Source organism: Variovorax davisae, assembly GCF_030316845.1.
Lineage (GTDB): Bacteria > Pseudomonadota > Gammaproteobacteria > Burkholderiales > Burkholderiaceae_C > Variovorax > Variovorax davisae.
In genome coordinates, this window is sequence record NZ_JASZYS010000001.1 from 387,353 (window position 1) to 410,091 (window position 22,739).

At 70.2% G+C, this 22,739-nt stretch carries 22 protein-coding genes and 1 pseudogene; 7 read left to right on the plus strand and 16 right to left on the minus strand.

From position 1 onward, the window contains the following. Window positions 1–59: 59 nt before the first annotated feature. Together QTI33_RS01925 and QTI33_RS01930 are read left to right on the plus strand one after the other, a co-directional pair. A complete protein-coding gene (locus tag QTI33_RS01925) occupies window positions 60–491 on the plus strand; it encodes a hypothetical protein (protein WP_286504065.1) in 432 nt (143 codons plus the stop codon). 215 nt (window positions 492–706) lie between these two features. Further along, complete coding sequence (locus QTI33_RS01930) at window positions 707–1,042, plus strand: hypothetical protein (protein ID WP_286504066.1); 336 nt, start codon at window positions 707–709, stop codon at window positions 1,040–1,042. Between the two features lie 51 nt (window positions 1,043–1,093). Here QTI33_RS01930 and QTI33_RS01935 read toward each other — a convergent pair whose 3' ends face one another. The 6 genes and pseudogenes from QTI33_RS01935 to QTI33_RS01960 form a co-directional block, all read right to left on the minus strand. After that, window positions 1,094–1,849, minus strand: coding sequence for a tRNA-uridine aminocarboxypropyltransferase (locus QTI33_RS01935; RefSeq protein ID WP_286504067.1), 756 nt, complete (start codon window positions 1,847–1,849; stop codon window positions 1,094–1,096). A 107-nt stretch (window positions 1,850–1,956) separates the two neighbouring features. Next, window positions 1,957–2,127: pseudogene (locus tag QTI33_RS01940) on the minus strand (VOC family protein); the annotation flags it as partial. Window positions 2,128–2,235: 108 nt separating this feature from the next. Beyond that, window positions 2,236–2,475, minus strand: a complete 240-nt coding sequence (locus QTI33_RS01945) for a hypothetical protein (protein WP_286504068.1) — start codon at window positions 2,473–2,475, stop codon at window positions 2,236–2,238. 177 nt (window positions 2,476–2,652) lie between these two features. Beyond that, entirely contained in the window at window positions 2,653–3,273 is a 621-nt protein-coding gene (locus tag QTI33_RS01950) for an FMN-binding negative transcriptional regulator (RefSeq protein WP_286504069.1), read from the minus strand. A gap of 57 nt (window positions 3,274–3,330) precedes the next feature. Next, window positions 3,331–4,116 (minus strand): helix-turn-helix domain-containing protein, encoded by a 786-nt coding sequence (locus QTI33_RS01955; protein WP_286504070.1) that lies wholly within the window; start codon window positions 4,114–4,116, stop codon window positions 3,331–3,333. A 60-nt stretch (window positions 4,117–4,176) separates the two neighbouring features. Beyond that, window positions 4,177–5,079, minus strand: coding sequence for a LysR family transcriptional regulator (locus QTI33_RS01960; RefSeq protein WP_286504071.1), 903 nt, complete (start codon window positions 5,077–5,079; stop codon window positions 4,177–4,179). 107 nt (window positions 5,080–5,186) lie between these two features. On the opposite strand from QTI33_RS01960, the gene QTI33_RS01965 reads away from it, so the two are divergent. From QTI33_RS01965 to mmsB, 4 genes are read left to right on the plus strand one after another with little or no spacing between them, the layout of a single operon-like run. Then, window positions 5,187–6,707, plus strand: coding sequence for a CoA-acylating methylmalonate-semialdehyde dehydrogenase (locus tag QTI33_RS01965; RefSeq protein WP_286504073.1), 1,521 nt, complete (start codon window positions 5,187–5,189; stop codon window positions 6,705–6,707). A 10-nt stretch (window positions 6,708–6,717) separates the two neighbouring features. After that, window positions 6,718–7,872, plus strand: a complete 1,155-nt coding sequence (locus QTI33_RS01970) for an acyl-CoA dehydrogenase family protein (protein ID WP_286504074.1) — start codon at window positions 6,718–6,720, stop codon at window positions 7,870–7,872. Further along, window positions 7,869–8,984 carry an enoyl-CoA hydratase/isomerase family protein gene (locus QTI33_RS01975; protein ID WP_286504075.1) on the plus strand — a complete coding sequence of 372 codons (1,116 nt, stop codon included), beginning with the start codon at window positions 7,869–7,871 and terminating at the stop codon, window positions 8,982–8,984. Before QTI33_RS01970 ends, QTI33_RS01975 begins: the two co-directional genes overlap by 4 nt. A 40-nt stretch (window positions 8,985–9,024) precedes the next feature. Beyond that, on the plus strand, window positions 9,025–9,915 hold the full coding sequence (gene mmsB, locus QTI33_RS01980; protein WP_286504076.1) for a 3-hydroxyisobutyrate dehydrogenase: 891 nt from the start codon (window positions 9,025–9,027) through the stop codon (window positions 9,913–9,915). Between the two features lie 21 nt (window positions 9,916–9,936). Here the strand turns inward: mmsB and QTI33_RS01985 are convergent, their stop codons facing one another. Beyond that, window positions 9,937–10,629 (minus strand): hypothetical protein, encoded by a 693-nt coding sequence (locus QTI33_RS01985; RefSeq protein WP_286504077.1) that lies wholly within the window; start codon window positions 10,627–10,629, stop codon window positions 9,937–9,939. Window positions 10,630–10,762: 133 nt separating this feature from the next. On the opposite strand from QTI33_RS01985, the gene QTI33_RS01990 reads away from it, so the two are divergent. Next, the gene (locus QTI33_RS01990) at window positions 10,763–12,499 is read left to right on the plus strand and encodes a dipeptidase (protein WP_286504078.1); all 1,737 of its coding nucleotides are present in this window, start codon (window positions 10,763–10,765) and stop codon (window positions 12,497–12,499) included. A gap of 9 nt (window positions 12,500–12,508) precedes the next feature. Here QTI33_RS01990 and QTI33_RS01995 read toward each other — a convergent pair whose 3' ends face one another. The 9 genes from QTI33_RS01995 to QTI33_RS02035 all read right to left on the minus strand — a co-directional run bounded on the left by QTI33_RS01995 (window position 12,509) and on the right by QTI33_RS02035 (window position 22,699). Further along, the gene (locus QTI33_RS01995; protein WP_286504079.1) at window positions 12,509–12,835 is read right to left on the minus strand and encodes a chaperone modulator CbpM; all 327 of its coding nucleotides are present in this window, start codon (window positions 12,833–12,835) and stop codon (window positions 12,509–12,511) included. A gap of 5 nt (window positions 12,836–12,840) precedes the next feature. Further along, window positions 12,841–13,800, minus strand: coding sequence for a DnaJ C-terminal domain-containing protein (locus QTI33_RS02000; protein ID WP_286504080.1), 960 nt, complete (start codon window positions 13,798–13,800; stop codon window positions 12,841–12,843). A 20-nt stretch (window positions 13,801–13,820) separates the two neighbouring features. After that, a complete protein-coding gene (locus QTI33_RS02005; RefSeq protein WP_286504081.1) occupies window positions 13,821–14,435 on the minus strand; it encodes a histidine phosphatase family protein in 615 nt (204 codons plus the stop codon). Window positions 14,436–14,461: 26 nt separating this feature from the next. After that, on the minus strand, window positions 14,462–16,123 hold the full coding sequence (locus QTI33_RS02010) for a phospholipase D family protein (protein WP_444814791.1): 1,662 nt from the start codon (window positions 16,121–16,123) through the stop codon (window positions 14,462–14,464). 7 nt (window positions 16,124–16,130) lie between these two features. Beyond that, window positions 16,131–16,769, minus strand: a complete 639-nt coding sequence (locus QTI33_RS02015) for a CDP-alcohol phosphatidyltransferase family protein (protein ID WP_286504083.1) — start codon at window positions 16,767–16,769, stop codon at window positions 16,131–16,133. A 119-nt stretch (window positions 16,770–16,888) separates the two neighbouring features. Continuing rightward, a complete protein-coding gene (locus QTI33_RS02020; RefSeq protein WP_286504084.1) occupies window positions 16,889–17,647 on the minus strand; it encodes a glutamine amidotransferase in 759 nt (252 codons plus the stop codon). A gap of 53 nt (window positions 17,648–17,700) precedes the next feature. Then, a complete protein-coding gene (locus QTI33_RS02025; protein ID WP_286504085.1) occupies window positions 17,701–19,110 on the minus strand; it encodes a GTPase/DUF3482 domain-containing protein in 1,410 nt (469 codons plus the stop codon). Continuing rightward, complete coding sequence (locus QTI33_RS02030) at window positions 19,107–20,489, minus strand: DUF2868 domain-containing protein (protein WP_286504086.1); 1,383 nt, start codon at window positions 20,487–20,489, stop codon at window positions 19,107–19,109. The genes QTI33_RS02025 and QTI33_RS02030 overlap by 4 nt, the downstream gene beginning before the upstream one ends. Window positions 20,490–20,815: 326 nt before the next feature. Further along, complete coding sequence (locus tag QTI33_RS02035) at window positions 20,816–22,699, minus strand: ABC transporter ATP-binding protein (RefSeq protein ID WP_286504087.1); 1,884 nt, start codon at window positions 22,697–22,699, stop codon at window positions 20,816–20,818. Window positions 22,700–22,739 lie beyond the last annotated feature (40 nt).

Consider the following 22,739-nt stretch of genomic DNA (forward strand, 5'->3'; position numbering starts at 1 on the left):
CCTGCGCCCATCGCATGCGGCAGCGGCGGCGTCGCCGGAAGCTCCCGCACGCGATCCCGATGCAAGACTTCGACAAATTTATCGCCCCTGCGGTGGCTGGCGCATTGCGCTTCGGTCGTACTGAGCTGCGGGTTGCAGAGCTGCACGCGGCGGGCAGAATGCGGCAAGAAACCGGACCTCCGATGTTGACCTCCAATCGCAGCTGGCACCTTTTCGCAGCGCTCGTACTTCTCCACGCGGCAGGCGTGCTGTTTGCACCAGCTCCGTTGGCGCCACTCGTCGCGGCTTCGGTGTACTTGCCGCTCATGCCGCTGCAGCAAATGGGCGTCCCTGTCTTCGGCTCTGGCGAATCGGGAGGCTGGGCAGCTCCGTCGGTGCTTGGATGGGCAGCGGTCGTCGCCGTGTGGGCCGTCACCTGGTGGGCCGTCGCCCAGCTCGGCTTCGGACTGTGGCGCCGCGTCGGCAGTTCCAGGTCAGGCGAAGGAGTCTAGGTCGAATGCGCCACGACCGGAACGGTCACCGGCGCCTCGGAATGCGCGGGATGCCGGACGTTCGCGGTGCGCGCGAGGCGGCTTGGCTTGAAGGCTGCGAGGCCATTGCAACAGGGGGTGTCGTCCTGCATTGACTCCGCGATTCGGCTTGCATCGGCAGGCCCAGGCTTCGTGGCACCTTTCGACCACCAGGTTCCATCGAGCCGGAGGGCCCAATGACTGAGCAACAGAATCTCTTGACACCGGGCGCAGCGGAAGGCGTCGAGAAATCCCCTGCGGACTTGGGCCGTGCGGGCGGCTTCGCCAACCTCGAAGACAAGGGCGGATGGCTGACCTTCCGCGTGACGCGGGCGGGTGGTTCGATCCCGGTGCGCGCCACGCGAGAGGCGATGGAAGACCACTTTGGAGCAGGGCCGGGCGAGAAAGGTCTGGCCGAGGCCTACCTTCAACACAGCGAGGCCATCAACGCGAAGGTGTTGGAGCTCGCTCCAGCGGGCGACGTGTACTCCACGGAGAACCCCTTGAAGCTCGGCACTGGAGATTTCGAATAGGAATCCCGTCACCGCTCGAACGACCGCCGGATCTCGAGCGCATGTTCAGTTTCATATGCGCTGGGTGGCTGTGAAAGACACCTCGCGCAATCGCTGGTGGGCGGCGCCATCCATCGCGATGGGCTGCTGGTTCTTCGCATGCAGATAGTGTTGGGTGAATACCGCCAGGTAGGCTTCCAGCATTTGCTCGGCAGCGCGTTCGCCCGCCAGGTTCATGCACAAGGCGGCCACTTCGCTGGTGCAGAAGTGGTCGTTGCGGCCCGAGTTGCGCAGTTTGTATTGCGATGTCTGGTCGGGCTCCAGGCTCAGCACCGGCAGCCGGTCCAGGTAAGGGCTTCTTCGGAACATCTTGCGAGCCTCGGACCAGGTCCCGTCCAGGAGGATGAAGAGCGGGCGCTTCTTCCGGGCCTCATCCCGGAGGCTGGCGGGCGGTTGAACGGTGCGCACGACCCGCTCGGGCGCTGCATAGCGGCCGGGAAACACCACATAGGGATGCCATTGCGGGTCGCGCAACAGGGCCAGAAGGGCCGGGTCGGTTTCGGTGCGCTTCCAGCCGAAGGCAAAGGTATCTCGCACCACATCGGCGACCAGCCAGCCCGTGTTGCTTGGCTTGAGCGGCTCGATGTCCGCCATCAGCAGGCACACCCCAGCCGAAGTCGTCAGCGAAGGGCGCAAGGCACACATGCAGTGGCTGGGTACCAGCCGGCAGTCCGCGCAGCGCTCGCGCTTGAAACCACCACGGGCGAGAAAGGGTTTGGCGCTGCGCGCCAGGCGCGCGGCGCGCAGGTGGGAGACGGCGTGTGGCATGCGGAGATTCTCTTCGGGATCGTCGTGCGCGCGAGCGATCCGCCCGCCCTCAGCCGAGTGGCTCGGCCAGCCCGACGATGATGCCCTCGGGTCCACGAACACAGGCGAGGTCCGAACCCGACCGCGTCCGGCGTGTGGAATGTGTCCAGTTCGATTCGCTGCCCATCGGGCGTGCGCAGCATTGCGAGGGTGGCTCGGACGTCGCCAAGCCCTATGAGGCTCCCGATGGAAGGCCCTTCGACCGTGGTCTGGCCATCGAATTCGAGGCCCAACTCGACCACGCGGAACAATGCGGCTTCGTCGCCGGGCCTGAATCGTCGAATCTCCATGAGACCCGAAGATGCGACATCTTGCTCGCCGCCGGCGGCGTTGGCCTTCTCCGCGCCTCAAAAAGAGGGGACCGCCGGCGTCTCGTCGCGCTGCTGCGCCAGCGCCGCCTGAACCTGCGCGAAGCGCTCGCCGAAGTAGGCGTTGGAGGCCTCGGACAGTTCGGCCGCCGGGTTGGCCTGGCCGATTCCGGCCAGCGTGGGTGCGAGGTGTTGTGCGGCGTGTTCGTCGCAGGCGACCAACGTCAGCATGGTGCAGAGGGCGCCGGCGCACAGCGGGCGCTGAAAGATGCGAAGCATGGAAATCTCCCGAAACCGGCCCACGGCGGGCTCGGCATGCGTCGATGTTGGTCGCGGCTGTGCTCTGGAGCAAGGCGGCAAATGGCCAAGGCACCCCTGGCCTAGGCCGGCCGGCTGTAGGGACTACGACTGCATAGGCCGTTGGGCGATCTCGTGCCAGGCGCCGCAGCGCCCGACTCAGGGCACGATCAGCGCCGCCAGGTCGCGGGCCGTGCCGGACGCTTCGCGTTCGAGATGCTGGATCACGCTTCGGCGATCGGCCTCGGTGCGCTGTTGCGACAGGAAGAGCTTGCCGCTCAGCGCCAGGATGTCGATCTCGAAGCCGACCAATGCCTGCGCCGCGTCCGCTGCGAACGGCGCGGAGGTGTCCGCCATCGACCAGGGCTGCTCGCGATGCGCTTCCTGCCGCTCCATGAGCGAGGTCAGGTGCGCCAGCACCCATGCCGCGTCATCGATGAAGCGCAAGCGGCCGCGGGCCTGAACCGCAACGTAGTTCCAACTGGGCGCCAGCCGGCCGCTGCGCTGTCCGTTCACATACCAGCGGGGGGAGATATAGGCATTCGGCCCCTGGAAGACGGCCAGCGCGCTGTCGTCGGGGGCGTCTGCATACAGCGGGTGATGGCGTGCCACATGGCCTCGCAACAGGCCGCAGGTGCCGGCTTCGATCAGTTCCAGGGGCAGCAGATTGGCATCCAGCCCGTGGGATGTCTGGGTCGTCAGCGTGGCCAGCGGGTAGGCGCGGATCAGGCCGTGAAGTGCACGGATGTCGGTTTCGGCGAAGAGGGGCTGGATGTGCATGGAGGCTCCGTCAAGTCTCGCGCAGTGTCGGCGGATCGCGCCTCGGGGTCTTGAACGTTACGGCCACGCCGGATGGCGATCGATGGCCTCCACGACCGGTGCGGCGGCCGGCAATGCGGGCGTGAAGGCACCGAATCGGCGGAACTCCCGCGTCATGTGGGCCTGGTCCGAATACCCGGTATCGGCAGCCAGGTCTCCAAGGCTGGGCATCGTCCCCGCCTGGAGCCGGGCCATGGCACGCTGGAAGCGCAGGATGCCCCAGAGGGTGCGCAGCGACAGGCCGACATGATTGTTCACCCCGCGACGCAGCGTGCGCTCCGAGGTGCCGGTCCGGGCGCCCAGGGCGCTGATCGGCACGCCCCGCCGCAACAGCGCCACGGCTTCCAGGACGCTCGCATGCCCCGCGGCCGGCGAGGCGCGGGCGCTCACCGTGCGGGCGGCGTCCATCAGCGCGCGCTGCAACTCGTCCAGGCTGCCCGAGTGCAGCATCGATTGCGCGACCGGGCCGATCAGCGCCTCGGCGGCGCGCCCGACGACCACACGGTTGCGCATCGAGGCCGCTTCGAGGCCCAGGCACGCGCTCCCCCATCCGATGTGGAATCGCACGCCCAGGGTCACGGAACCCGCAGGGGCGACAACGAAACCGGGCCGGTCGGCGGGGCCTGCGACTGCGAGCTGAACCCTGGAGATCCGTCCGGAGGCGGTCAGGGTGCCACGCGCCACCAGATCGATCCGTCCATCGGGCAGCACGAGCTGCCGATGGACCATCTTGGCGCGGTAGCGCCACAACGCTTCGATGCGTTCCGCCGGCAGATGGTCGAGCGGCAGTTCCTCATAGGGCATGGAACTGGCGTGATTGTGGTGCATCGCGCGCCATGATAGGCAACCGCACTCGCCGAGCTTTCAGCCTTCGGGCCCCGGCGGCAGCAGGACATCGCGCTGCGACTCCACCGTCTCGCGCAGGAAATCCCACACCGCCTTCATCCGCGCCAGGTGCCGCGTCTCCGCCGGCACCGACATCCAGAAGGTGCGCGTGAAGTTGGCTTCATGGGGCAGCACCCGCCGCAGCGACTTGTCCCGCTCGGCGATGAAGGCCGGCAGCACCGCGATGCCGGCGCCGGCCGCCGTGGCCTGGTGCTGCGCCAGGATGCTGGTGCTGCGCAGCGCGAAGGAATCGGGCTTGTACAGCTCGTCGAGGTACTGCAGTTCCTTGCTGAACAGCAGGTCGTCGACGTAGCTGACGAAGGTGTGGCCGCGCAGGTCGTCGCGGCTGCGGATCGCGGCGTGGTTCGCCAGGTAGGCCTTCGAGGCATAGAGCCGCAGGACGTAGTCGCTGAGCTTGGTCACGACCACCGGGCCGCGGGCCGGCCGTTCGAGCGAGATCACGATGTCGGCCTCGCGCCGCGACAGGTGCACCAGCCGCGGCATCGCGAGCAGGTCGATCACCAGCTTCGGATGCGCCTGCGCGAACAGCGCCAGCTGCGGCGCCAGCACGACCGTGCCGAAGCCCTCGGTGGCACCGATCCGCACCAGGCCCGACAGGCCTTCCTGCGATGCCGGAGCCGAACGCTCGACGGTATGGAAGGCGGCCTCCATCGCCTCGACCTGCGGCTGCAGCCGGCGGCCGGCCTCGGTCAGGCGGTGGCCATCGGCCTCGCGCGAGAAGAGGGCGCTGCCGACCTGCTTCTCGAGCGACTGGATGCGGCGCGCCACCGTCGTGTGGTCGACCGCCAGCCGCCGGGCCGCGCCGACCAAGGTGCCGGTGCGCGAGAGTTCGAGAAAGAAGCGCAGGTTGTCCCAGTCCATGATCTGCAATTATGCAGATCGAAGGTGCATATTTGTCTATTGCCATCGCAAAAGTGCAAAGCTAGCATCGGCCGTTGACGACCCCCATTCCAAGGAGACACATACACATGGACGCCACCACCACCCCCGCGACGCAAGTCGCCACCGTCAAGCTGCTGATCGGCGGCAAGTTCGTCGATTCGAAGACCACCGAGTGGCGCGACATCGTCAACCCGGCCACGCAGGCCGTGCTGGCCAAGGTGCCGTTCGCGACGCCGGCCGAGGTCGATGCCGCCGTCGCCTCCGCCAAGGAGGCCTTCAAGACCTGGCGCAAGACGCCGATCGGCGCCCGGGCCCGCATCTTCCTCAAGTACCAGCAGCTGATCCGCGAGAACATGGCCGAGCTGGCCGCGATCCTCACGGCCGAACAGGGCAAGACGCTGCCGGACGCCGAAGGCGACGTGTTCCGCGGCCTCGAGGTGGTCGAGCATGCGGCCGCCATCGGCAACCTGCAGCTGGGCGAGATGGCCAACAACGTCGCCAACGGCGTCGACACCTACACGCTGATGCAGCCGCTGGGCGTCTGCGCCGGCATCACGCCCTTCAACTTCCCGGCGATGATCCCGCTGTGGATGTTCCCGATGGCGATCGTCACCGGCAACACCTTCGTGCTGAAGCCCTCGGAGCAGGACCCGATGGTCACGATGCGCCTGTGCGAACTGGCGCTCGAAGCCGGCATCCCGGCCGGCGTGCTCAACGTGGTGCACGGCGGCGAGCAGGTGGTGAATGCGATCTGCGACCACCAGGACATCAAGGCGATCTCCTTCGTCGGCTCGACCAAGGTCGGCACCCATGTCTACAACCGCGCCACGCTGGCCGGCAAGCGCGTGCAATGCATGATGGGCGCGAAGAACCACGCGATCGTGATGCCCGACGCCAACAAGGAGCAGACGCTCAACGCGCTGGCCGGCGCGAGCTTCGGTGCCGCCGGCCAGCGCTGCATGGCGGTGTCGGTGGCGGTGCTGGTGGGCGACGCGCAAAAGTGGGTGCCGGACCTGGTCGAAAAGGCCAAGTCCCTGAAGATCGGCGCCGGTACCGAGAAGGGGGTCGACGTCGGCCCGCTGGTCTCCTGCGCGGCTTACGACCGGGTCAACGGCCTGATCGAGCGCGGCGTGGCCGACGGCGCGACCCTGGCACTCGATGGCCGCAAGCCCGCCGTGCCCGGCTACGAGAAGGGCAACTTCGTCGGCCCGACCGTGTTCGCCGACGTCAAGCCCGGCATGACCATCTACGAGCAGGAAATCTTCGGCCCGGTGCTGTGCCTGGCCAATGCCGAGAGCATCGACGAGGCGATCGAGATGATCAACGCCAACCCGAACGGCAACGGCACCGCGATCTTCACGCAGTCGGGCGCCGCGGCGCGCCGCTTCCAGGAAGACATCGACGTCGGCCAGGTCGGCATCAACGTGCCGATCCCGGTGCCGGTGCCGATGTTCTCGTTCACGGGCTCGCGCGCTTCCAAGCTCGGCGACCTGGGTCCGTATGGCAAGCAGGTGATCCTGTTCTACACGCAGACCAAGACGGTGACGTCGCGCTGGTTCGACGACAGCACGGCGCACGGTCTCAACACCACGATCAGCCTCAAGTAAGCTCGTCCGCATGGACTTCGAGCTGACCGAGGAGCAGCGCGCCTTCGCGCAGACCGCGCGCGACTTCGCACTGAACGAATTCGCGCCGCATGCGGCGCGCTGGGACGCCGAGGCGATCTTCCCGAAGGAAGCCATCGCCAAGGCCGGCGAGCTCGGCTTCTGCGGGCTCTATGCGCCGGAAAGCATCGACGGCCTGGCCCTGCCGCGCCTCGATGCGACGCTGGTGTTCGAGGAGATGGCCGCGGTCGATCCCTCGACCACCGCCTTCATCACGATCCACAACATGGCGACCTGGATGCTCGGCACCTGGGGCGGCCCGGCGGTGCGCGAGCGCTGGGGTGCGGACCTCACCAGCGGGCGCAAGCTGGCCTCGTACTGCCTGACCGAGCCCGGCGCCGGCTCGGACGCCGCATCGCTCAAGACCCGCGCCGAGTTGCAGGGGGGCGAGTACGTCATCAACGGCGGCAAGGCCTTCATCTCGGGCGCCGGGTCGACCGACGTGCTGGTGCTGATGGCGCGCACCGGCGGTGGCGGGGCGGGTGGCATCTCGGCGCTGGCAGTGCCGGCCGATGCGCCCGGCATCCGCTACGGCAAGAAGGAGCACAAGATGGGCTGGAACAGCCAGCCTACGCGCACCATCGACTTCGACAACGTGCGGGTGCCGGCCGAGAACCTGCTGGGCAGCGAGGGCGAGGGCTTCCGCATCGCGATGAAGGGGCTGGATGGCGGCCGGATCAACATCGCGACCTGCTCGGTCGGCGCCGCGCAGGGTGCGCTCGACGCGGCCCGGCGCTACCTGCACGAGCGCCAGCAGTTCGGCAAGCCGCTGGCGAGTTTCCAGGCGCTGCAGTTCAAGCTCGCCGACATGGCGACCGAACTCGTGGCAGCTCGCCAGATGGTGCGGCTGGCGGCGAGCAAGCTCGACGCCGGCCATGCCGATGCGAGCACCTATTGCGCGATGGCGAAGCGCTTCGCGACCGATGCCGGCTTCAACGTCTGCAACGAGGCGCTGCAGCTGCACGGCGGCTACGGCTACCTGAGCGAATTCCCGCTGGAGCGGCTGGTGCGCGACGCGCGCGTGCACCAGATCCTCGAAGGCACCAATGAAATCATGCGCGTGATCGTCGCGCGCAAACTTCTCGAAGGCGATTGCGATATCCGATGACCGACTCCGTCATTCTCTTCAACGAAATCAAGACCGCCGACGGCCAGCGCTTCGGCGTTGCCACGCTCAATGCGCCGGCCTCGCTCAATTCCCTGTCGGTCGCGATGGTGCGGCTGCTGACACCGAAGCTGCGCGAGTGGGCGGCGGACGCGGGCATCGTCGGCGTGCTGCTCGATGCGGCGGGCGAGAAGGCCTTCTGCGCCGGCGGCGACCTGCGCCAGCTCTACCAGACGCTGCGCGACTGCGGCCCTGACCGCAACGAATATGCCGAGCGCTTCTTCGGCGAAGAGTACGAACTTGATTACCTCATCCACACCTTTCCCAAGCCCTTCCTGTGCTGGGGCCACGGCATCGTGATGGGCGGCGGCGTCGGCCTGATGGCGGGCTGCTCGCACCGGGTGGTCACGGCACAGAGCCGGGTCGCGATGCCCGAGATCAACATCGGCCTCTACCCGGACGTCGGCGGCAGCTGGTTCCTGCGCCGCATGCCGGGGCGGGTGGGGCTGTTCCTGGCCCTGACGGCGGCGCCGCTGAATGCCGCGGACGCGATCTTCTGCGGCCTGGCCGACCTGCTGGTGCCGCACGAGAACAAGGCGCAGGTCCTGTCCTCGATCGCTGCGACCGCATGGCGGTCCCAGGCGCAGGCCGATCGCGCCACGCTGTCCCGCCTGCTGGCGCAGGCCGGCGAAGGCGCCGCACCGCCGCCTTCGAAGCTGCGCGAGCACTTCGACACCATCAACGCGCTGATGGCCGGCGACGACCTGCTCGACATCGCGAAGCGCCTGCGCAGCCTGCAGCACGAAGACCCGTGGCTGCAGACCGCCGCCAAGACCTTCGCCAAGGGCGCGCCGAGTTCGGCCGCGCTGAGCTTCGCGCTCTGGCAGCGCGTGCACCGCATGTCGCTGGCCGAGGTGTTCCGGCTCGAGTACTGGGCCTCGCTGGGCTTCTGCGCCCACAAGGATTTTGCCGAGGGCATCCGCGCGGTGCTGGTCGACAAGGACCGCAATCCGAGCTGGAGCCCGGCCACCCTCGAGGAGATCACGCCGGCCTTCATCGAAGACCATCTGCGCCCGCGCGGCGAGATGGCGCCCGAACTGGTGTCGCTCAGCTGAGCGGGCCGCACGCATCCCCACAAGAACGGAGACACACGACATGAAGATCGCATTCATCGGCCTGGGCAACATGGGCGGGCCCATGGCCCTCAACCTGCTGAAGGCCGGCCACACGCTGAGCGCCTTCGACCTCTCGGCCGACGCCTGCAGGAAGTTCGCGGCCGAAGGCTTGGCCATCGCCGCCTCGGCGGCCGAGACCGTGGCCGGCGCCGAGGTCGTGATCAGCATGCTGCCGGCCAGCGCGCATGTCGAAGGGCTCTACCTGGGCAGCGACGGCCTGCTCGGGAAGATCGCACCGGGCGCGCTGGTGATCGACAGCAGCACCATCGCGGCCGCGACCTCGCGCAAGGTGGCCGAGGCCGGCGCCAAGCGCGGCATCGCGGTGATCGACGCGCCGGTGTCGGGCGGCACCGGCGGCGCCATCGCAGGCACGCTGACCTTCATGGTCGGCGGCGCCGAAGCCGACCTCGAGCGTGCCCGTCCGGTGCTCGAGAAGATGGGGGCCAACATCTTCCACGCCGGCGCCGCGGGTGCCGGCCAGACCGCCAAGATCTGCAACAACATGCTGCTCGGCATCCTGATGATCGGCACCTCGGAGGCGATCGCGCTGGGCGTGGCCAACGGCCTCGATCCCAAGGTGCTGTCCGAGATCATGCGGCGTTCTTCGGGCGGCAACTGGGCGCTCGAGAAGTACAACCCGCTGCCTGGCGTGATGGAAAACGCGCCGGCCTCCAAGGGCTATGCGGGCGGCTTCGGCACCGACCTGATGCTGAAGGACCTGGGCCTGGCGCAGGAGAACGCGGCCGCAGTGCGCGCCTCGACCCCGCTCGGCGGCCTGGCGCGCAACCTGTATGCCGCGCACAGCCTGGGCGGCCATGGCGCGCTCGATTTCTCGAGCGTGATCAAGCTGGTGCAGGCCAAGGCGGCCTGATCCAGAGGCAGCCCCGCCGCCTCAGGTCCCCAGCATCGGATTGCGCCGCGCCTCGTCGCGGCGCCGGTCCGCCCGCACCTCGTTGCAGCGCGGATGGCGTGTGTAGGCCGCCTGGTCGCAGTGCGCGGCTTCGCAGCGGGCGGCGGAGAAGAAGTTGAGGTTCTGGCAGCCCTGGCGCGGGTCGAGGGCGGCCGCGCGCGCCGGTGCGGCCGGCGCCGGCCGGCGTTCGACCGCCGCCGGCGTGGCGGGTGGCGGCGCTGGCGCGGCGGCGACGCCCGATGGCGGCACGGGCGGCTGCTGTTCGGTCACTTCCGCTTCGCCCGCGCCCAGCGACGAGCCGAGCGGTATCGGCACGGGCGCCGGCTCCGCCAGCCTGGGCGCCTCGGCGGCCTGCGCCGGCGGCGCGACCGCCACCGGCGCCGGGCGGCTGGCGGGCGCGGGGACCTTGCGCGTCACGTAGCCGAACCAGCCGCCGAATCCGACCGCCACCGCGAGCATGAGCGCCCCCAGCCCGAGCCAGAATTCGCGCGGCGCGTTCTGCCCGGCGAGGCCGGACGGATGCCCCGCGGCCGCGTCGGCCGGCCGCTGCGCGCGCAGGCCGTCCAGCAGCGAAGGCCCGGTGGCGGCGAAGCCGGGCAGCTTGCGGGCGCAGCCGTGGCAAAACTTCGCGGCCTCGCGGTTCTCGGTTTGACAGGCGGCGCAGATCACCGGCATCGGGACTCCTGGGGCAAGGGAACGCAAGCGTGCATTTTTCGGCCTGGTCGTCGCGCTGTCTGCCAGCCGCCGCCTACTTTTTCCGGTCGTAGACTTGCACGCCTGCCCCAAGTTCCCAGGCCGGACCCTCACCATGCATCGATTCACTTCTTCCGTTTTCTCGGTCGGCCTCGCGCTGGCCGTCGCCACCCCGTGGGCCGCCGCCGACACCCTCAAGAAGCCCGAGCTCGACCGCCTGGCCGCGACCCAGCAGGCGGCGCCTTCGGCCAGCTTCCGCGCCTTCCTGGCGCAGGCTGCCAAGGCCGATCCCAGGCTCAAGCCGGCCATTGCGGCCTACGAGGCCAGGCGGCCGCTCGCCGGCGATGACCTGACCCAGGTCGCGCGCCTGCTGGGGCTCTACAACCGCCTGCACAACCAGAAGGCGGTGCTGTCGTCGCTGGAGGCGATGGTCGCGATCCCGACGGTGCGCGACGACAAGGTGCCGCCGCACGAGAGCCCGCAGATCATCGAGTTCGGCCGCCTGGTCGAACGCATGGCCAAGGACTTCGGACTGCAGTACCGCAACGTCGACAACCGGATCTTCGAGGTCAAGCTGCCGGGCCGGGGCGCCGACGAGTTCGGCATCCTGACCCATGCCGACGTCGTGCCCGTGGTGGCCGACGAGTGGGTGCTCGACGACGGCACGCGGCTCGACCCCTTCAAGATGACGCGCGTGGGCGACACGCTCTACGGGCGCGGCACGATCGACGACAAGGGCTCGATCGCGGCGGTCCTGTATGCGATGAAGGCCGTGAAGGAAAGCGGCCTGCCGCTGGCCCGCACGATCCGCCTGATGATCGAGACCACCGAGGAAACCGGCGGCGACGGCATGAAGTACTACCGCGCGAAGACGCCGCTGCCCGACTACAACATCGTGCTCGACAGCAAGTACCCGGCCGTGGTCGCCGAGAAGGGCTCGGGCGCGCTCAAGGTCTTCTTCCCGGTCGAGGAGGCGGACGGCAGCAGCGCCGTGCGCACCGCCATCACCGCGATGGCGGGCGCCTCGTCGGCCAATGCGGTGCCGCAGACGGCGACCGCCACGCTGAAGGGGGGCGACCTGGCGCAGGTGGCGGCCCGGCTCGAATTCGTCAAGGGCCCGTTCATCCGCAAGTACGAGGGCCAGGGCGGCAAGTTCGGCATCGACATCGCGAAGGGCGCGGACAGCATCGAGGTCAAGGTCACCGGCGTGTCGGCGCACGGCTCGCGGCCGGAGGAGGGCGTCAATCCGCTGCCGCGGCTCGCGCTCTTCCTGCAGGAGTCCGGCGTGGTGACGGCGGGCAACCACTACACCAAGGCCGTCAGGTACCTGATCGACCTCTACGGCACCGGCTACCTCGGCGAGAAGATGGGCGTCGGCTACCAGGACGACTTCATGGGGCCGCTGACCCTGTCGCCCAACCTGATCCGCGAGAAGGACGGCAAGCTCGAAGTGACCACCAATGTGCGGATGCCGCGCGGCGGCACGCCCGAGCAGCTCACCGCCACGCTCAAGGCCAAGGTCGACGAGTGGGCCGCGGCGAGCCAGGCCCGGGTCGAGATCGACCATGCGCAGGGCGACTGGATGGCCCGCGACCCCAAGGGCGCCTGGCTGGCGACCTTGCTGAACATCTTCGGCGACACCACGGGCCTCGAAGCCAAGCCGGTGCCCACCGCGGGCAGCACCACCGCCAAGCTGATGCCCAACGCGATCAACTTCGGCCCGGCGATGCCCGGCAAGAAGTACACGGCGCACAACGCCAAGGAATACAAGGAGCTCGTCGACCTCGACGCCGACATGCAGATGTTCACCGAGATGCTGGTGCGGATCGGGAACCTGAAGACGATGCAGTAGGCGGCGGCGTCAGATCTCGCGCTCCAGCCCCTGGGCGCGCAGCACGCCCTTCAGCCGCCGCACCTCGTGCTCGAGGTCGAGGATCAGCGCAGCCGCATCGAGCCCGACGCCGAAGTCGCGCTCCAGCCGTCGCGCCTCCAGCGCGCACTGCAGGTCCGCGCCATGGAAGCGCCAGTCATCCGGTTGCTCGGCGGGCGTGCGCGATTCGATGATCCCGACCTCGACCAGCTGGACCACCCAGTCGAGCTGCGCGCCGCAGGCATGCGCGAGTTCGCCGGCGGCCAGGGGGTGCGAGGCGCTCAGGGTGGTGGTCGTGATGGAGACGGAGGAAGTCATGGTCGTCACACTCCGAGATGGCGCCGCGGATCGAAGGGCGCGGCCTGGGCGAGCTGCTCGTAGGCCTTGCGCGCGGCGTCGGTGTCGGCCGGCGGCAGGGCGATCTCCAGCAGCAGATACAGGTGGCCCGGCGGCTTGCCCGGCAGGCCGCGGTCCTTGAGGCGCAGCTTGAGTCCGTTGCGCGCCTTCGGCGGCACCGTGACCTCGACCACGCCGCCACTCGGCGTCGGCACCTTGACCTGCGCGCCGAGCGCGCCTTCGGTCGGCGTGATCGGCAGCGTCATGTAGAGATCGCGGTCCTCGACCCGGTACAGCGGATGCGGCGCGATGCGCACCTCGAGGTACAGGTCGCCGGCCGGCTCGCCGCCGTGGCCCGGCATGCCCTGGCCGGCCAGCCGGATGTACTGGCCCGGGTGCACGCCGGGCGGGATCTTGACGGACAGCGTGCGGGTCTTGAACTCGGGCCGGCCCTGGGCGTCGAGCTCCTGCGAGCGCAGCGTGATCTCGCGCTCGGCACCGTTGAGCGCATCTTCCAGCGCGATCTCGATGGCCGCGTGGTGGTCCTCGCCGCGGGCGCGGTAGTTGCGGCGTTCGGCACCGCGCCGTTCGGCGGCGCCGAACACCGAGGAGAAGAACTCGCTGAAGTCCGCATGGTCGGCCGGCCCCTGGTTGGCGCCCCGGTGGAACTCGAAGCCCTCGTCCCAGTTCGGCGGCGGCCGGAAGCTGCCGTCCGGGCTGCCGCCGCGCGCGACATGGTCGGCCAGCTGGTCGTAGGCGGCGCGCTTCTCCTTGTCGCGCAGCACGTCGTTGGCCTCGTTGATCTCGCGCATGCGCTGGTCGGCGTCGGCTTCCTTGCTGACGTCGGGGTGGTACTTGCGCGCCAGCTTGCGATAGGCCTTGCGCACCTCGTCTTCCGAGGCCCCGCGCTCGAGGCCCAGCGTCTTGTAGTAGTCCTTGAAGTCCATGGCGGATCCGCGAAGCGTTGTCAGGCAATGGCGGCGCCGCCGTCGACCTGCTGCAGCAGCGAGCGGACGCGCCAGCCGGCGCCATCGCGTTCGAAGCGCAGCGGCTGGGCGTTGCCGAGCAGTCCCATGTCGACCGGCACGCCGAGCAGCGCCGCCAGCACGTAGAGCGAGCCGCCGTGCGCCACGATCAGCACCGGCGCCGGCTGTGCGAGCGCCTCATCGAGGGCGGCCCGCTTGCGGGCCACGAACTCGGGCAGGGTCTCGCCGCCCGCGGGCGCGCAGGCCCAGTCGATGTTCGCCGACGAGCTGCCGATCAGCGCGCCGAAGTGGCGCTCGCGCAGGCCCTCGTGCACCCAGGGCGCGATGCCGTGCGGCGCCGACACCGCCTGCGCCGTGGTCAGTGCCCGCTGCACGTTGCTGCTCACGATGCTGCGGATCGGCTCGCCGGCCAGCAGCTCGGCGGCGCGCGCCGCCTGCTGCAGGCCGAGCGCGCTGAGCGGCTCGTCGGCGGCCTGGAAGATGCGCCGCGCATTGCACTCGGTCTGGCCGTGGCGCAGGAAGTAGAAGTGGTCGCAGGCCGGCGCCAGCGGGTGCGCGGCGGCCAGGGTGGCGAGTTGGAGCAGGCCGGGATTCATTCGGGTGGGTTCCGGGTAGAAAGCAGTCAGAGCAGCCATTCGATCGGCAGCACTTCGAGGACATCGATCCAGGTCCGCTTGAGGGCGCCGGCGCCGGGCTCGGTGGTGTAGCGCATCTGGCCCTGCGGCGTCTGCTCGATCCATTCCATGCCACGGCCGTCCGCCTGCAGCCGCACCTCGAAGGCCTTGGCCGGGATCACGGTGTCGAACTGCTGGGCCAGCTGGCCGGACAGGTTGCGGCTGTCGATGATCACGCCCATCTCGGTGTTGAGCCGGGCCGATCGGGGGTCGAGGTTGAAGGAGCCCACGAAGATGCGTTCGCGGTCGATCCCGAAAGTCTTGGCGTGCAGGCTGGAAGCCGAGCTGCCGCGGCTGCCGCTGCCCGGGAGTCCGCCGCCGCGTTCGCCGTCCTTGCCCTTGTCCTTCTCGGGCGGCGGCACGGCGTCGCCGGGCTTCAGCTCGTAGACCCGGACCCCGCCCTCGAGCAGCGCCTTGCGGTACTTGGCGTAGCCGGCGTGAACCGCACCGACGTCGGTCGCCGCCAGCGAGTTGGTCAGCACGCGCACCTGGATGCCGGAGCCGGCCATCCTCACCAGCGCCGCGGTGCCGTCCTTGCCGGGCACGAAGTAGGGCGAGACCAGGTCGAGTTCGCGCCGTGGCTGGCCGAAGGCCGCGACCAGCAGCGGCATCATCTGCAGGTCGCTGCGGTCGGTCGACTCGAGCACCTTGGCCGGGTCGTCGTGGATGACATGGGCGCTGGTCCAGTCGAGCGCCAGGCGGCCGTCGTTCAGGTCGCGCAGCAGCGGCGTCTGGCGCACGGCGTCGAGGTAGCGCGTGGCCTCGGGGTCGCGGTGGACCTGGTCCCAGCCGGCCCTCAGGTCGGCCTGCGCGGCCGGGCCCGGCGGCGCCAGCAGGCTGGCGGCGGGATAGGCCGAGGCGCTGTTCCAGAACAGGTCGAAGGCGGTCGAGACTTCGCGCACCACCGGGCCGACCGCCACCACGTCGAGGTCCTGGAAGCCGACTTCCATGTTGGCGCCGAAATACTCGTCGCCGATGTTGCGGCCGCCGACGATCGTGAGCTGGTTGTCGGCCGTGAAGGACTTGTTGTGCATGCGCCGGTTGACGCGCGAGAAGTCGAGGGCGAAGTCGCCGACCCGCAGGCCCCGGTTGGCGAAGGGATTGAAGAGCCGGACCTCGATGTGGGGGTGGGCGTCGAGCGCCGCCAGCATCGGGTCGAGCCCGCCGGTGTTGGCGTCGTCGAGCAGCACGCGCACCCGCACGCCGCGTTCGGCCGCGTCCCACAGCGCCTGCCACATGAGCTTGCCGGTGGTGTCGTTGCGCCAGATGTAGTACTGCAGGTCGAGGCTGCGGTCGGCATGGCGGGCCAGCAGGATGCGGGCCGCGAAGGCGTCCTCGGCCGACTGCAGCGCACGGATGCCGGATTGGTCCGGGTGGGCCGCCACCGCGGGACCGAAGGCCTTGGCCAGCCGGCTGTCGGCCGTGTTGACGAGGGCATGCGACTCGGTCCGTTCGACCTTGCCGGGCAGGCTGGCGCAGCCGGTGACGAGCAGGCCGAGAACGAAGGCGATCAGGACGCGTGAGGCTGAAATGGGCACGGCGCGTTTCGGACGGTGACTGTGCGGCCATTCTAGGCAGGTTGAAGCCGCAGGCCGGCGCCCGGCCGTCATCGCGGCGTCACAGCTTCGGGATGTGCAGCGTCTTGCTGATCATCAAGGTGCCCGAGAGTCCGAACAGCAGGGCGAGCGGATGCAGCACCCAGGGCCCGATCGACCAGGCGCCGCCCCAGATGGCGTCGCCGATGTGGCCCTGCCAGGCCGCCAGGGCCAGCAGGCCGACCAGCACCACGCTGGTCGGGATCGGCGTGCCTTCGAAATACTTGACCTTGTCCGCGCCTTCGGAGAGGGCTTCGGCCGTGACGTTGTAGCGCGCCAGGCGGCTCACGCCGCAGCAGACGAAATAGATCAGCAGCACGCAGTCCCAGCCGCCATCGAGGCCGGCCGCGAAGGCCAGGGTCGCCGGCAGCACGCCGAAGGAGATCACGTCGGCCAGCGAGTCGAGTTCGCGGCCCAGCGCCGAGTGGGTCTGGCGCCAGCGCGCGATGCGGCCGTCGAAGACATCGAAGACGAAGGCCGCGGGCGCCAGCGCCGCGGCCCAGAGGAAATGCGCCACCGACTGGCTGCGCATGAAGGCCATGGCCAGGAAGATGGCGCCGACGCCGCAGGCCGCGTTGCCGAGCGTGAACGCATCGGCGAGATGGAAGCCGCGGATCATCGAGAAATGCTTGCGGGCCGGCGCGGGGGCTGAAGTGGGCATGCTGGGTTCCATGGAGAAATGCGACTGCACCATAGCTCAACCGCGAGCCGGGGTGTGTAGTCGCATTCTGATGCCGAGCCGGCTCCGCGGGGGCACAGGGACCGGCCCTGCGAAGCGTGCTAACCCGCGGTCGCTGTCGCCAAGGCGTCGTGCGCCTCGGCGATGCGGGCAAAGCGGCCGAGCAGCCCGGCCGCCTGCGCGGTCGGCGCCACCCGCTCGCGCAGCGCCGCCGGATCGAGGCCCTGGCGGCGCAGGTCGTCGCCCAGGTGGTCGACATAGCCGCGCATGACCTCGGCGTCGAATTCGGGATGGAACTGCAGGCCCCAGGCCTGGTCGCCGACCCGGAAGGCCTGGGTCGGCTCGAAGCCGTTGCCGGCGAGGCGGACCGCGCCTTCGGGCAGCTGCAGCGCGCTCTGCCGATGCACCACATGGGCCTCGAAGCGCGCCGGCAGGCCGCCCATGAGGGCATCGTCGGCGGCCTCGGGCCGGAGCTCGACTTCGACCGTGCCGATCTCCAGGCCCCCCGGGTGGTCGCCGGCCTCGCCGCCGAGCGCATCGGCCAGCAGCTGATGGCCGAAGCAGATGCCGAGCACCGGCGTGCCGTGGGCGACCAGCTGCGCGAGCCAGCGGCCGGTGGCTTCGCTCCAGGGCGCGCGGTGCGAGACCATGGCATGCGAGCCGGAGACGATGGCGCCCGAGATCCGGTCGGGCGGGGGCAGCGCGTCGCCGCGGCGCGGGTCGAGCACCACGACCGGCAGCCGGGTGTCGCCGAGGCCGTCGGCCATCCAGTGTTCGAAGTCGCCGCGCCGTTCACGCAAGGCGTCGAAGGTTTCTCCGACCTTGATGATCGCGAGCGGGCGGGGAGGGGTGTTTTCCATGGCCGGGATGATGCCGGAATCCGGATCGCCCGGCGGGCGTGGGGTCGACCGGCTCAGGGGCCGGCCAGGGCCGCGAGCGCGGCCGGCACCTGGCGCGCGACCGCGGCCACCAGCGCCTGCCGCTGCGGCGTCTCGCGCCAGCGCAGGCCGCTGCCGGCCTCCCATGCCGGGTGGCTGCGCGCCGGTTGTGCCGCGTGCACCAGCTCGGCCAGCGCGCGCCGGGCCGCCGCGGCCGGCTCGCCGGGGGCGTTCGCGATGCGGTCGACCGCGGCGTGGCCGCGCGAGGCGAGCGCGCGCAGCAGTTCGAGCTGCCAGGCCGCCAGCACGAACAGCACCCGGTCCTCGACCGTCAGCTCATGGACGTCGCGCAGCTTGTTGACCAGCTTGCGGCCCAACGGCCCCAGGCCCTGCGAGACCGCGCCGCCGATGGCGCCGCCCAGCGCCGCGCCGGCGCCGAGCGACAGGCCGGCGAGCGCCAGGTCGGCCACCACGCCGACGGCGGCGCCCACCGCCACGCCCTTGCCGAGCAGGATGCCGGCATCCTTCAGCGCCTCGGGGTGGAAGAAATCCATGGCCCAGCGGCCTTCTAGCAACGGCAATGCGGCTTCGTCGGCGTCGCCTTCGCGAAAGCCATGGAGCGCCAGCAGGTCGTCGGCGCAGCGCTGCGCCTTGTCGAACACGGCCTTTTGCAGTCCGGCGATCAGGCGCTGGCGGGTCGGCGGGTCGGCGAAGGCGTCGGCCGAGGCGGTCCGCCGCATCGATGCGGCATCGACCAGCAACTCGGCGATGCGCGTGCTGGCGGCCTGGCGGCGCTGGGCCGCCTCCGCTTCGAGGGATTCGGCCACCCGGTCGAGCTGGGCGCGGCGGTCGCGCAGCAGGGTCGCCAGGTCGCGGTAGAGCTCGCGCTCGGCGCCGACGAAGGGTGCCGCCGCATCGAAGCGCACCACCACGTGCAGCCCGTAGGCCGACAGCAGCTCTTTCCAGGCCGCTTCGCGGCTGGCGGCATCGCGCACGAAATTCAGCACCGGCAGTACCGGACGCGCGCAGGCGTTGAGCAGTTCGATCTCGGCCCGGAACTTGGGCAGCACGGGCTCGCGCGCGTCGATCACGAGGAAGGCGGCGTCGACCTCGAGCAGGGCGCGCAGCACCTTCGCCTCCTGCTCGAACACCCCGTGCGCCTCCGGCCCCTGCAGGAACAGGCGGATCCGCTCGGGCGGCGTGGCCGCCTTGTCGAGGCCGTCGATGTGCTCGCGCAGTGCCACGCCGTCCTCCAGCCCCGGGGTGTCGAGGAAGCGGACGGCGGCCGCGCCGTCGACCCGCAGGTCGACCGCCTCGACATGGCGCGTGGTGCCGGGGCGCTCGGACACCTCGCCGAAGTCGACGCGCCGCGTCAGCGTGCGCAGCAGCGAAGTCTTGCCGGCATTGGCATGGCCGACCACGGCGATGCGGATCGGCGCCGTCATGCCCAGCCGTGCATCACGGCCTCCGGGGCTGCTTCGGCGCCGAGCGCGTCCAAGCCGGCGTCCGCCAGCCAGGCCTGCCAGCGCGAGCGGGCGGCGCTGTCGTCGGGCGCGCCGAGCAGCCACAGGCGGCATTCGCCGCACAGGGCCATGACCTCGCGCAGGAAGCGCTCGGTGCCGCGGTCCGGGCTGGCGGCGGCGCGGCAGCCGATCACGGCGCGGCGCGGGCGCAGGCGCGCCAGCGTGTCGAGCAGTTCGCGCCGCTGTGCCGCGCTGCCGTCGATGCGCAGCGCGCGCGTGGCGGCGGCTGCGAGCGCGGCCGGGGGCCAGTCCTGTTCCGGCGGCAGTTCGAAGCCGATCGCGACCAGGGCGTCGGCGGTGTCGCCGGCCGCCAGGTGCGCGGGCCGGCCGGGCGCGGTCCTGCCGGGATCGGCATCGACGATCTGGCGCGGGGCCAGGGCCTCGAAACGCGCCAGCAGCCGCTGGAAATAGGGTTCGGACAGGTCGGGTTGCAGCGCCTTGCTGCGCTGGGCGCAGACCGCGGCGCTCAGCAGCGCCAGCGCCAGCCGCGGCAGCAGCCCGTAGACCACGATGCAGCCGGTGAGCCACAAGGCCCAGGCTCGCTGGCCCGAAGCCGCCGCGAGCGGCGACAGCACGGCCTGCGCATCAGGCACCGGAAAGCCCAGCCAGGCCGGCGCCCGCCCGAGCAGCTGGACGCTGTGCACGAAGAAGCCGGGTTCGAGGATGGTGGTTTCCCAGCTCAGCGTGTAGTTGCGGAAGGCCAGCGCGAACAGCAACGCCGCCAGCACGACCGCGAACGACAGCGTCCAGATCGCATGGCTCGCCAGCCCCAGTGCCCAGGGCAGCAGCCGGGCGCGCGCCAGCAGCCGGGTGATGGCCCGCAGCAGCACCGGGGCCTGGCCCCGCCGGCCGCCGGCCACCCGGGCCGTGAGGTTCAGCCAGAGCCAGCCGAAGGAGGCCTGGAAAGCGCCCAGCGGCAGCACCAGCCCCGCCAGCCACAGCAGCAGGGTGAGCAGGTGCAGGCCCAGCAGGCTGGCCAGCGCCACCACGACGTTGATCTGCCGCTGGCCGCCGCCCAGCACGTTGCCCGCGAGCGTGAGCCCGGCGACCACGATCAGCGCCACCAGGCCCAGCAGCACCCACGGCGCCCAGGCGCGGGCGCGCGCCAGTTCGGCCTGCAGCCCGAGGCGCCGGCCCAGCAGCCGCGCGCGTTCGGCGATGCGGGCCGCCGCGTCGCCATGAAGCGCGATGGCCTGGCGCACCGCCTGTGCGTCGTCGAGCGGCCCCGTTGCCTCGATCAACTGGACGGCCTCGGTGATGGCGGCGTCCTGGAACGACGAGCGGGGCGCAACGGAATTCAACGGCTTCCTTCACAACGGGGAACGGTGTCGGCGCACCGGGGTGGAGCGCGAAATTATGCCCGTCGAAGCCGCGCCGCCCGGCCATGAAAAACGGGGCCGCAAGCGACCCCGTGAACCCCCGCTGGAGGGCGGAAAAAGAGGAAACGGGCGCGATCAGCGCAGGCCGAAGAACGACAGCACTGCAACCACGACCACGACCAGACCGACGATGTAGATGATGGAATTCACGGTGGAAACTCCTCTTTGTTGAAGACGCATCCACTGTGCGCGCTTCCCCGTGCGGCTGTGTGTAGTCGGCGGTCATCGCCCCCTGTAGGACTCCCGAGTCAGACCGTCGAGGGCTCCTCGACCGCACCGCTCTCCTGGTCGTCGTCCTCGTCGTTGCCGTCGCCGAGGAAGCCACCGCTCTGGTGCGCCCACAGCCGGGCATAGAGGCCGCCGCGGGCCAGCAGCGTCTTGTGGTCGCCTTCCTCCACCACCCGGCCCTGGTCGAGCACGATCAGCCGGTCCATCGCCGCGATGGTCGACAGCCGGTGCGCGATCGCGATCACCGTCTTGCCTTCCATCAGCCGGTAGAGGCTGGCCTGGATCGCCGCCTCGACCTCGGAGTCGAGCGCGCTGGTGGCCTCGTCGAGCAGCAGGATCGGCGCGTCCTTGAGCATCACCCGGGCGATCGCGATGCGCTGGCGCTGGCCGCCCGACAGCTTCACGCCGCGTTCGCCCACGTGGGCCTGGTAGCCGCGCCGGCCGCTGGCGTCGCCCAGCGTCTGGATGAACTCGTGCGCCTCGGCGCGCTCGGCGGCGGCGCGGATCGCGATCTCGCCGGCATCGGGCCGGCCATAGGCGATGTTGTCGGCCACCGAGCGGTGCATCAGCGAGGTGTCCTGCGTCACCATGCCGATGTGGGCGCGCAGGCTGTCCTGGGTGACGTGGGCGATGTCCTGGCCGTCGACCAGGATGCGGCCGCTGTCGAGGTCATGGAAGCGCAGCAGCAGGTTCACCAGCGTCGACTTGCCGGCGCCGGAGCGGCCGACCAAGCCGATCTTCTCGCCCGGCGCGACCGTGAGCGTCAGGTCGTCGATGACGCGGCGGCCCGCATCGGCGTAGCGGAAGCTGGCATGCTCGAAGCGCACTTCGCCGCGCGGGACTTCCAGCGTCTTCGCGTCGGCGGCGTCGAGCACCGTGCGCGGGCGCGACAGCGTGTTCATGCCGTCCTGCACGGTGCCGATGTTCTCGAACAGGCTGGTCATCTCCCACATGATCCAGTGCGACATGCCCTGCAGGCGCAGCGCCATCGCGGTCGCCGCGGCCACCGCGCCGACGCCGACCGCGCCCTGCGACCAGAGCCACAGCGCGGTGCCCGCCATGCCGGCGGTCAGGCCCATGCTGAGCGTGTGGTTGACGATCTCGAAGGCGCTCACCAGCCGCATCTGGGCATAGCCGGTGCCCATGAACTCCTTCATGGCCGAGCGCGCGAAGCCGGCTTCGCGCTGGGTGTGCGAGAACAGCTTGACGGTGGCGATGTTGGTGTAGGCGTCGGTGACGCGGCCGGTCATCGAGGCCCGCGCATCGGCCTGGGCCTTGCCGACCTTGCCCAGGCGCGGGACGAAGAACACCAGCGAGCCGATGTAGAACGCGAGCCAGACCAGGAAGGGCAGCATCAGCTGGCGGTCGAGCACCGCCGCCAGCACGATCATCGTCGCCACGTAGACCACCATGGCGACCAGCACGTCGGCCAGCACGAAGATGGTTTCGCGCACCGCCAGCGCGGTCTGCATCACCTTGGCCGTGATGCGGCCGGCGAACTCGTCCTGGTAGAAGGCCATGCTCTGGCCGAGCATCAGGCGGTGGAAGTTCCAGCGCAGCCGCATCGGCAGGTTGACCGCCAGCGTCTGGTGCTTGACGATGGTCTGCAGGCCCACCACGGCGATGCTCGCCGCCAGCGCGAAGGCCAGCCACATCAGCGTGGTGCCGCGCTCTTCCCACAGCCGTGCCGGCACCTGGCCGCCGAGCCAGTCGACGATGCGCCCGAGCATCGCGAACAGCAGCGCCTCGAAGGCCGACATCGCGGCCGTCAGCAGCGCCATCGCGGCGATCTTGCCGCGCAGGCCCTGGGTGCAGGCCCACAGGAAGGCGAGGAGGCCGCGCGGCGGCAATTCGGGTTCGGCGGCGGGGTAGGCGGGAAGCAGTTTTTCGAAGAAGCGGAACAAGGCGGACGGTCTCCAGTGAGGCGTCACTGTAGCGGCGGCC

Coding starts and splice junctions, on each gene's coding strand:
- QTI33_RS02020 (WP_286504084.1), bottom strand. CDS start 17,647: ATGGAAAACACCCCTCCCCGCCCGCTCGCGATCATCAAGGTCGGAGAA.
- QTI33_RS01925 (WP_286504065.1), top strand. CDS start 60: ATGCAAGACTTCGACAAATTTATCGCCCCTGCGGTGGCTGGCGCATTG.
- QTI33_RS01965 (WP_286504073.1), top strand. CDS start 5,187: ATGGACGCCACCACCACCCCCGCGACGCAAGTCGCCACCGTCAAGCTG.
- QTI33_RS01960 (WP_286504071.1), bottom strand. CDS start 5,079: ATGGACTGGGACAACCTGCGCTTCTTTCTCGAACTCTCGCGCACCGGC.
- QTI33_RS01930 (WP_286504066.1), top strand. CDS start 707: ATGACTGAGCAACAGAATCTCTTGACACCGGGCGCAGCGGAAGGCGTC.
- QTI33_RS02010 (WP_444814791.1), bottom strand. CDS start 16,123: ATGACGGCCGGGCGCCGGCCTGCGGCTTCAACCTGCCTAGAATGGCCG.
- QTI33_RS01985 (WP_286504077.1), bottom strand. CDS start 10,629: ATGCCGGTGATCTGCGCCGCCTGTCAAACCGAGAACCGCGAGGCCGCG.
- QTI33_RS02015 (WP_286504083.1), bottom strand. CDS start 16,769: ATGCCCACTTCAGCCCCCGCGCCGGCCCGCAAGCATTTCTCGATGATC.
- QTI33_RS01950 (WP_286504069.1), bottom strand. CDS start 3,273: ATGCACATCCAGCCCCTCTTCGCCGAAACCGACATCCGTGCACTTCAC.
- QTI33_RS01945 (WP_286504068.1), bottom strand. CDS start 2,475: ATGCTTCGCATCTTTCAGCGCCCGCTGTGCGCCGGCGCCCTCTGCACC.
- QTI33_RS01975 (WP_286504075.1), top strand. CDS start 7,869: ATGACCGACTCCGTCATTCTCTTCAACGAAATCAAGACCGCCGACGGC.
- QTI33_RS01955 (WP_286504070.1), bottom strand. CDS start 4,116: ATGCCCTATGAGGAACTGCCGCTCGACCATCTGCCGGCGGAACGCATC.
- QTI33_RS01990 (WP_286504078.1), top strand. CDS start 10,763: ATGCATCGATTCACTTCTTCCGTTTTCTCGGTCGGCCTCGCGCTGGCC.
- QTI33_RS01995 (WP_286504079.1), bottom strand. CDS start 12,835: ATGACTTCCTCCGTCTCCATCACGACCACCACCCTGAGCGCCTCGCAC.
- QTI33_RS02005 (WP_286504081.1), bottom strand. CDS start 14,435: ATGAATCCCGGCCTGCTCCAACTCGCCACCCTGGCCGCCGCGCACCCG.
- QTI33_RS02000 (WP_286504080.1), bottom strand. CDS start 13,800: ATGGACTTCAAGGACTACTACAAGACGCTGGGCCTCGAGCGCGGGGCC.
- mmsB (WP_286504076.1), top strand. CDS start 9,025: ATGAAGATCGCATTCATCGGCCTGGGCAACATGGGCGGGCCCATGGCC.
- QTI33_RS01935 (WP_286504067.1), bottom strand. CDS start 1,849: ATGCCACACGCCGTCTCCCACCTGCGCGCCGCGCGCCTGGCGCGCAGC.
- QTI33_RS02025 (WP_286504085.1), bottom strand. CDS start 19,110: ATGACGGCGCCGATCCGCATCGCCGTGGTCGGCCATGCCAATGCCGGC.
- QTI33_RS01970 (WP_286504074.1), top strand. CDS start 6,718: ATGGACTTCGAGCTGACCGAGGAGCAGCGCGCCTTCGCGCAGACCGCG.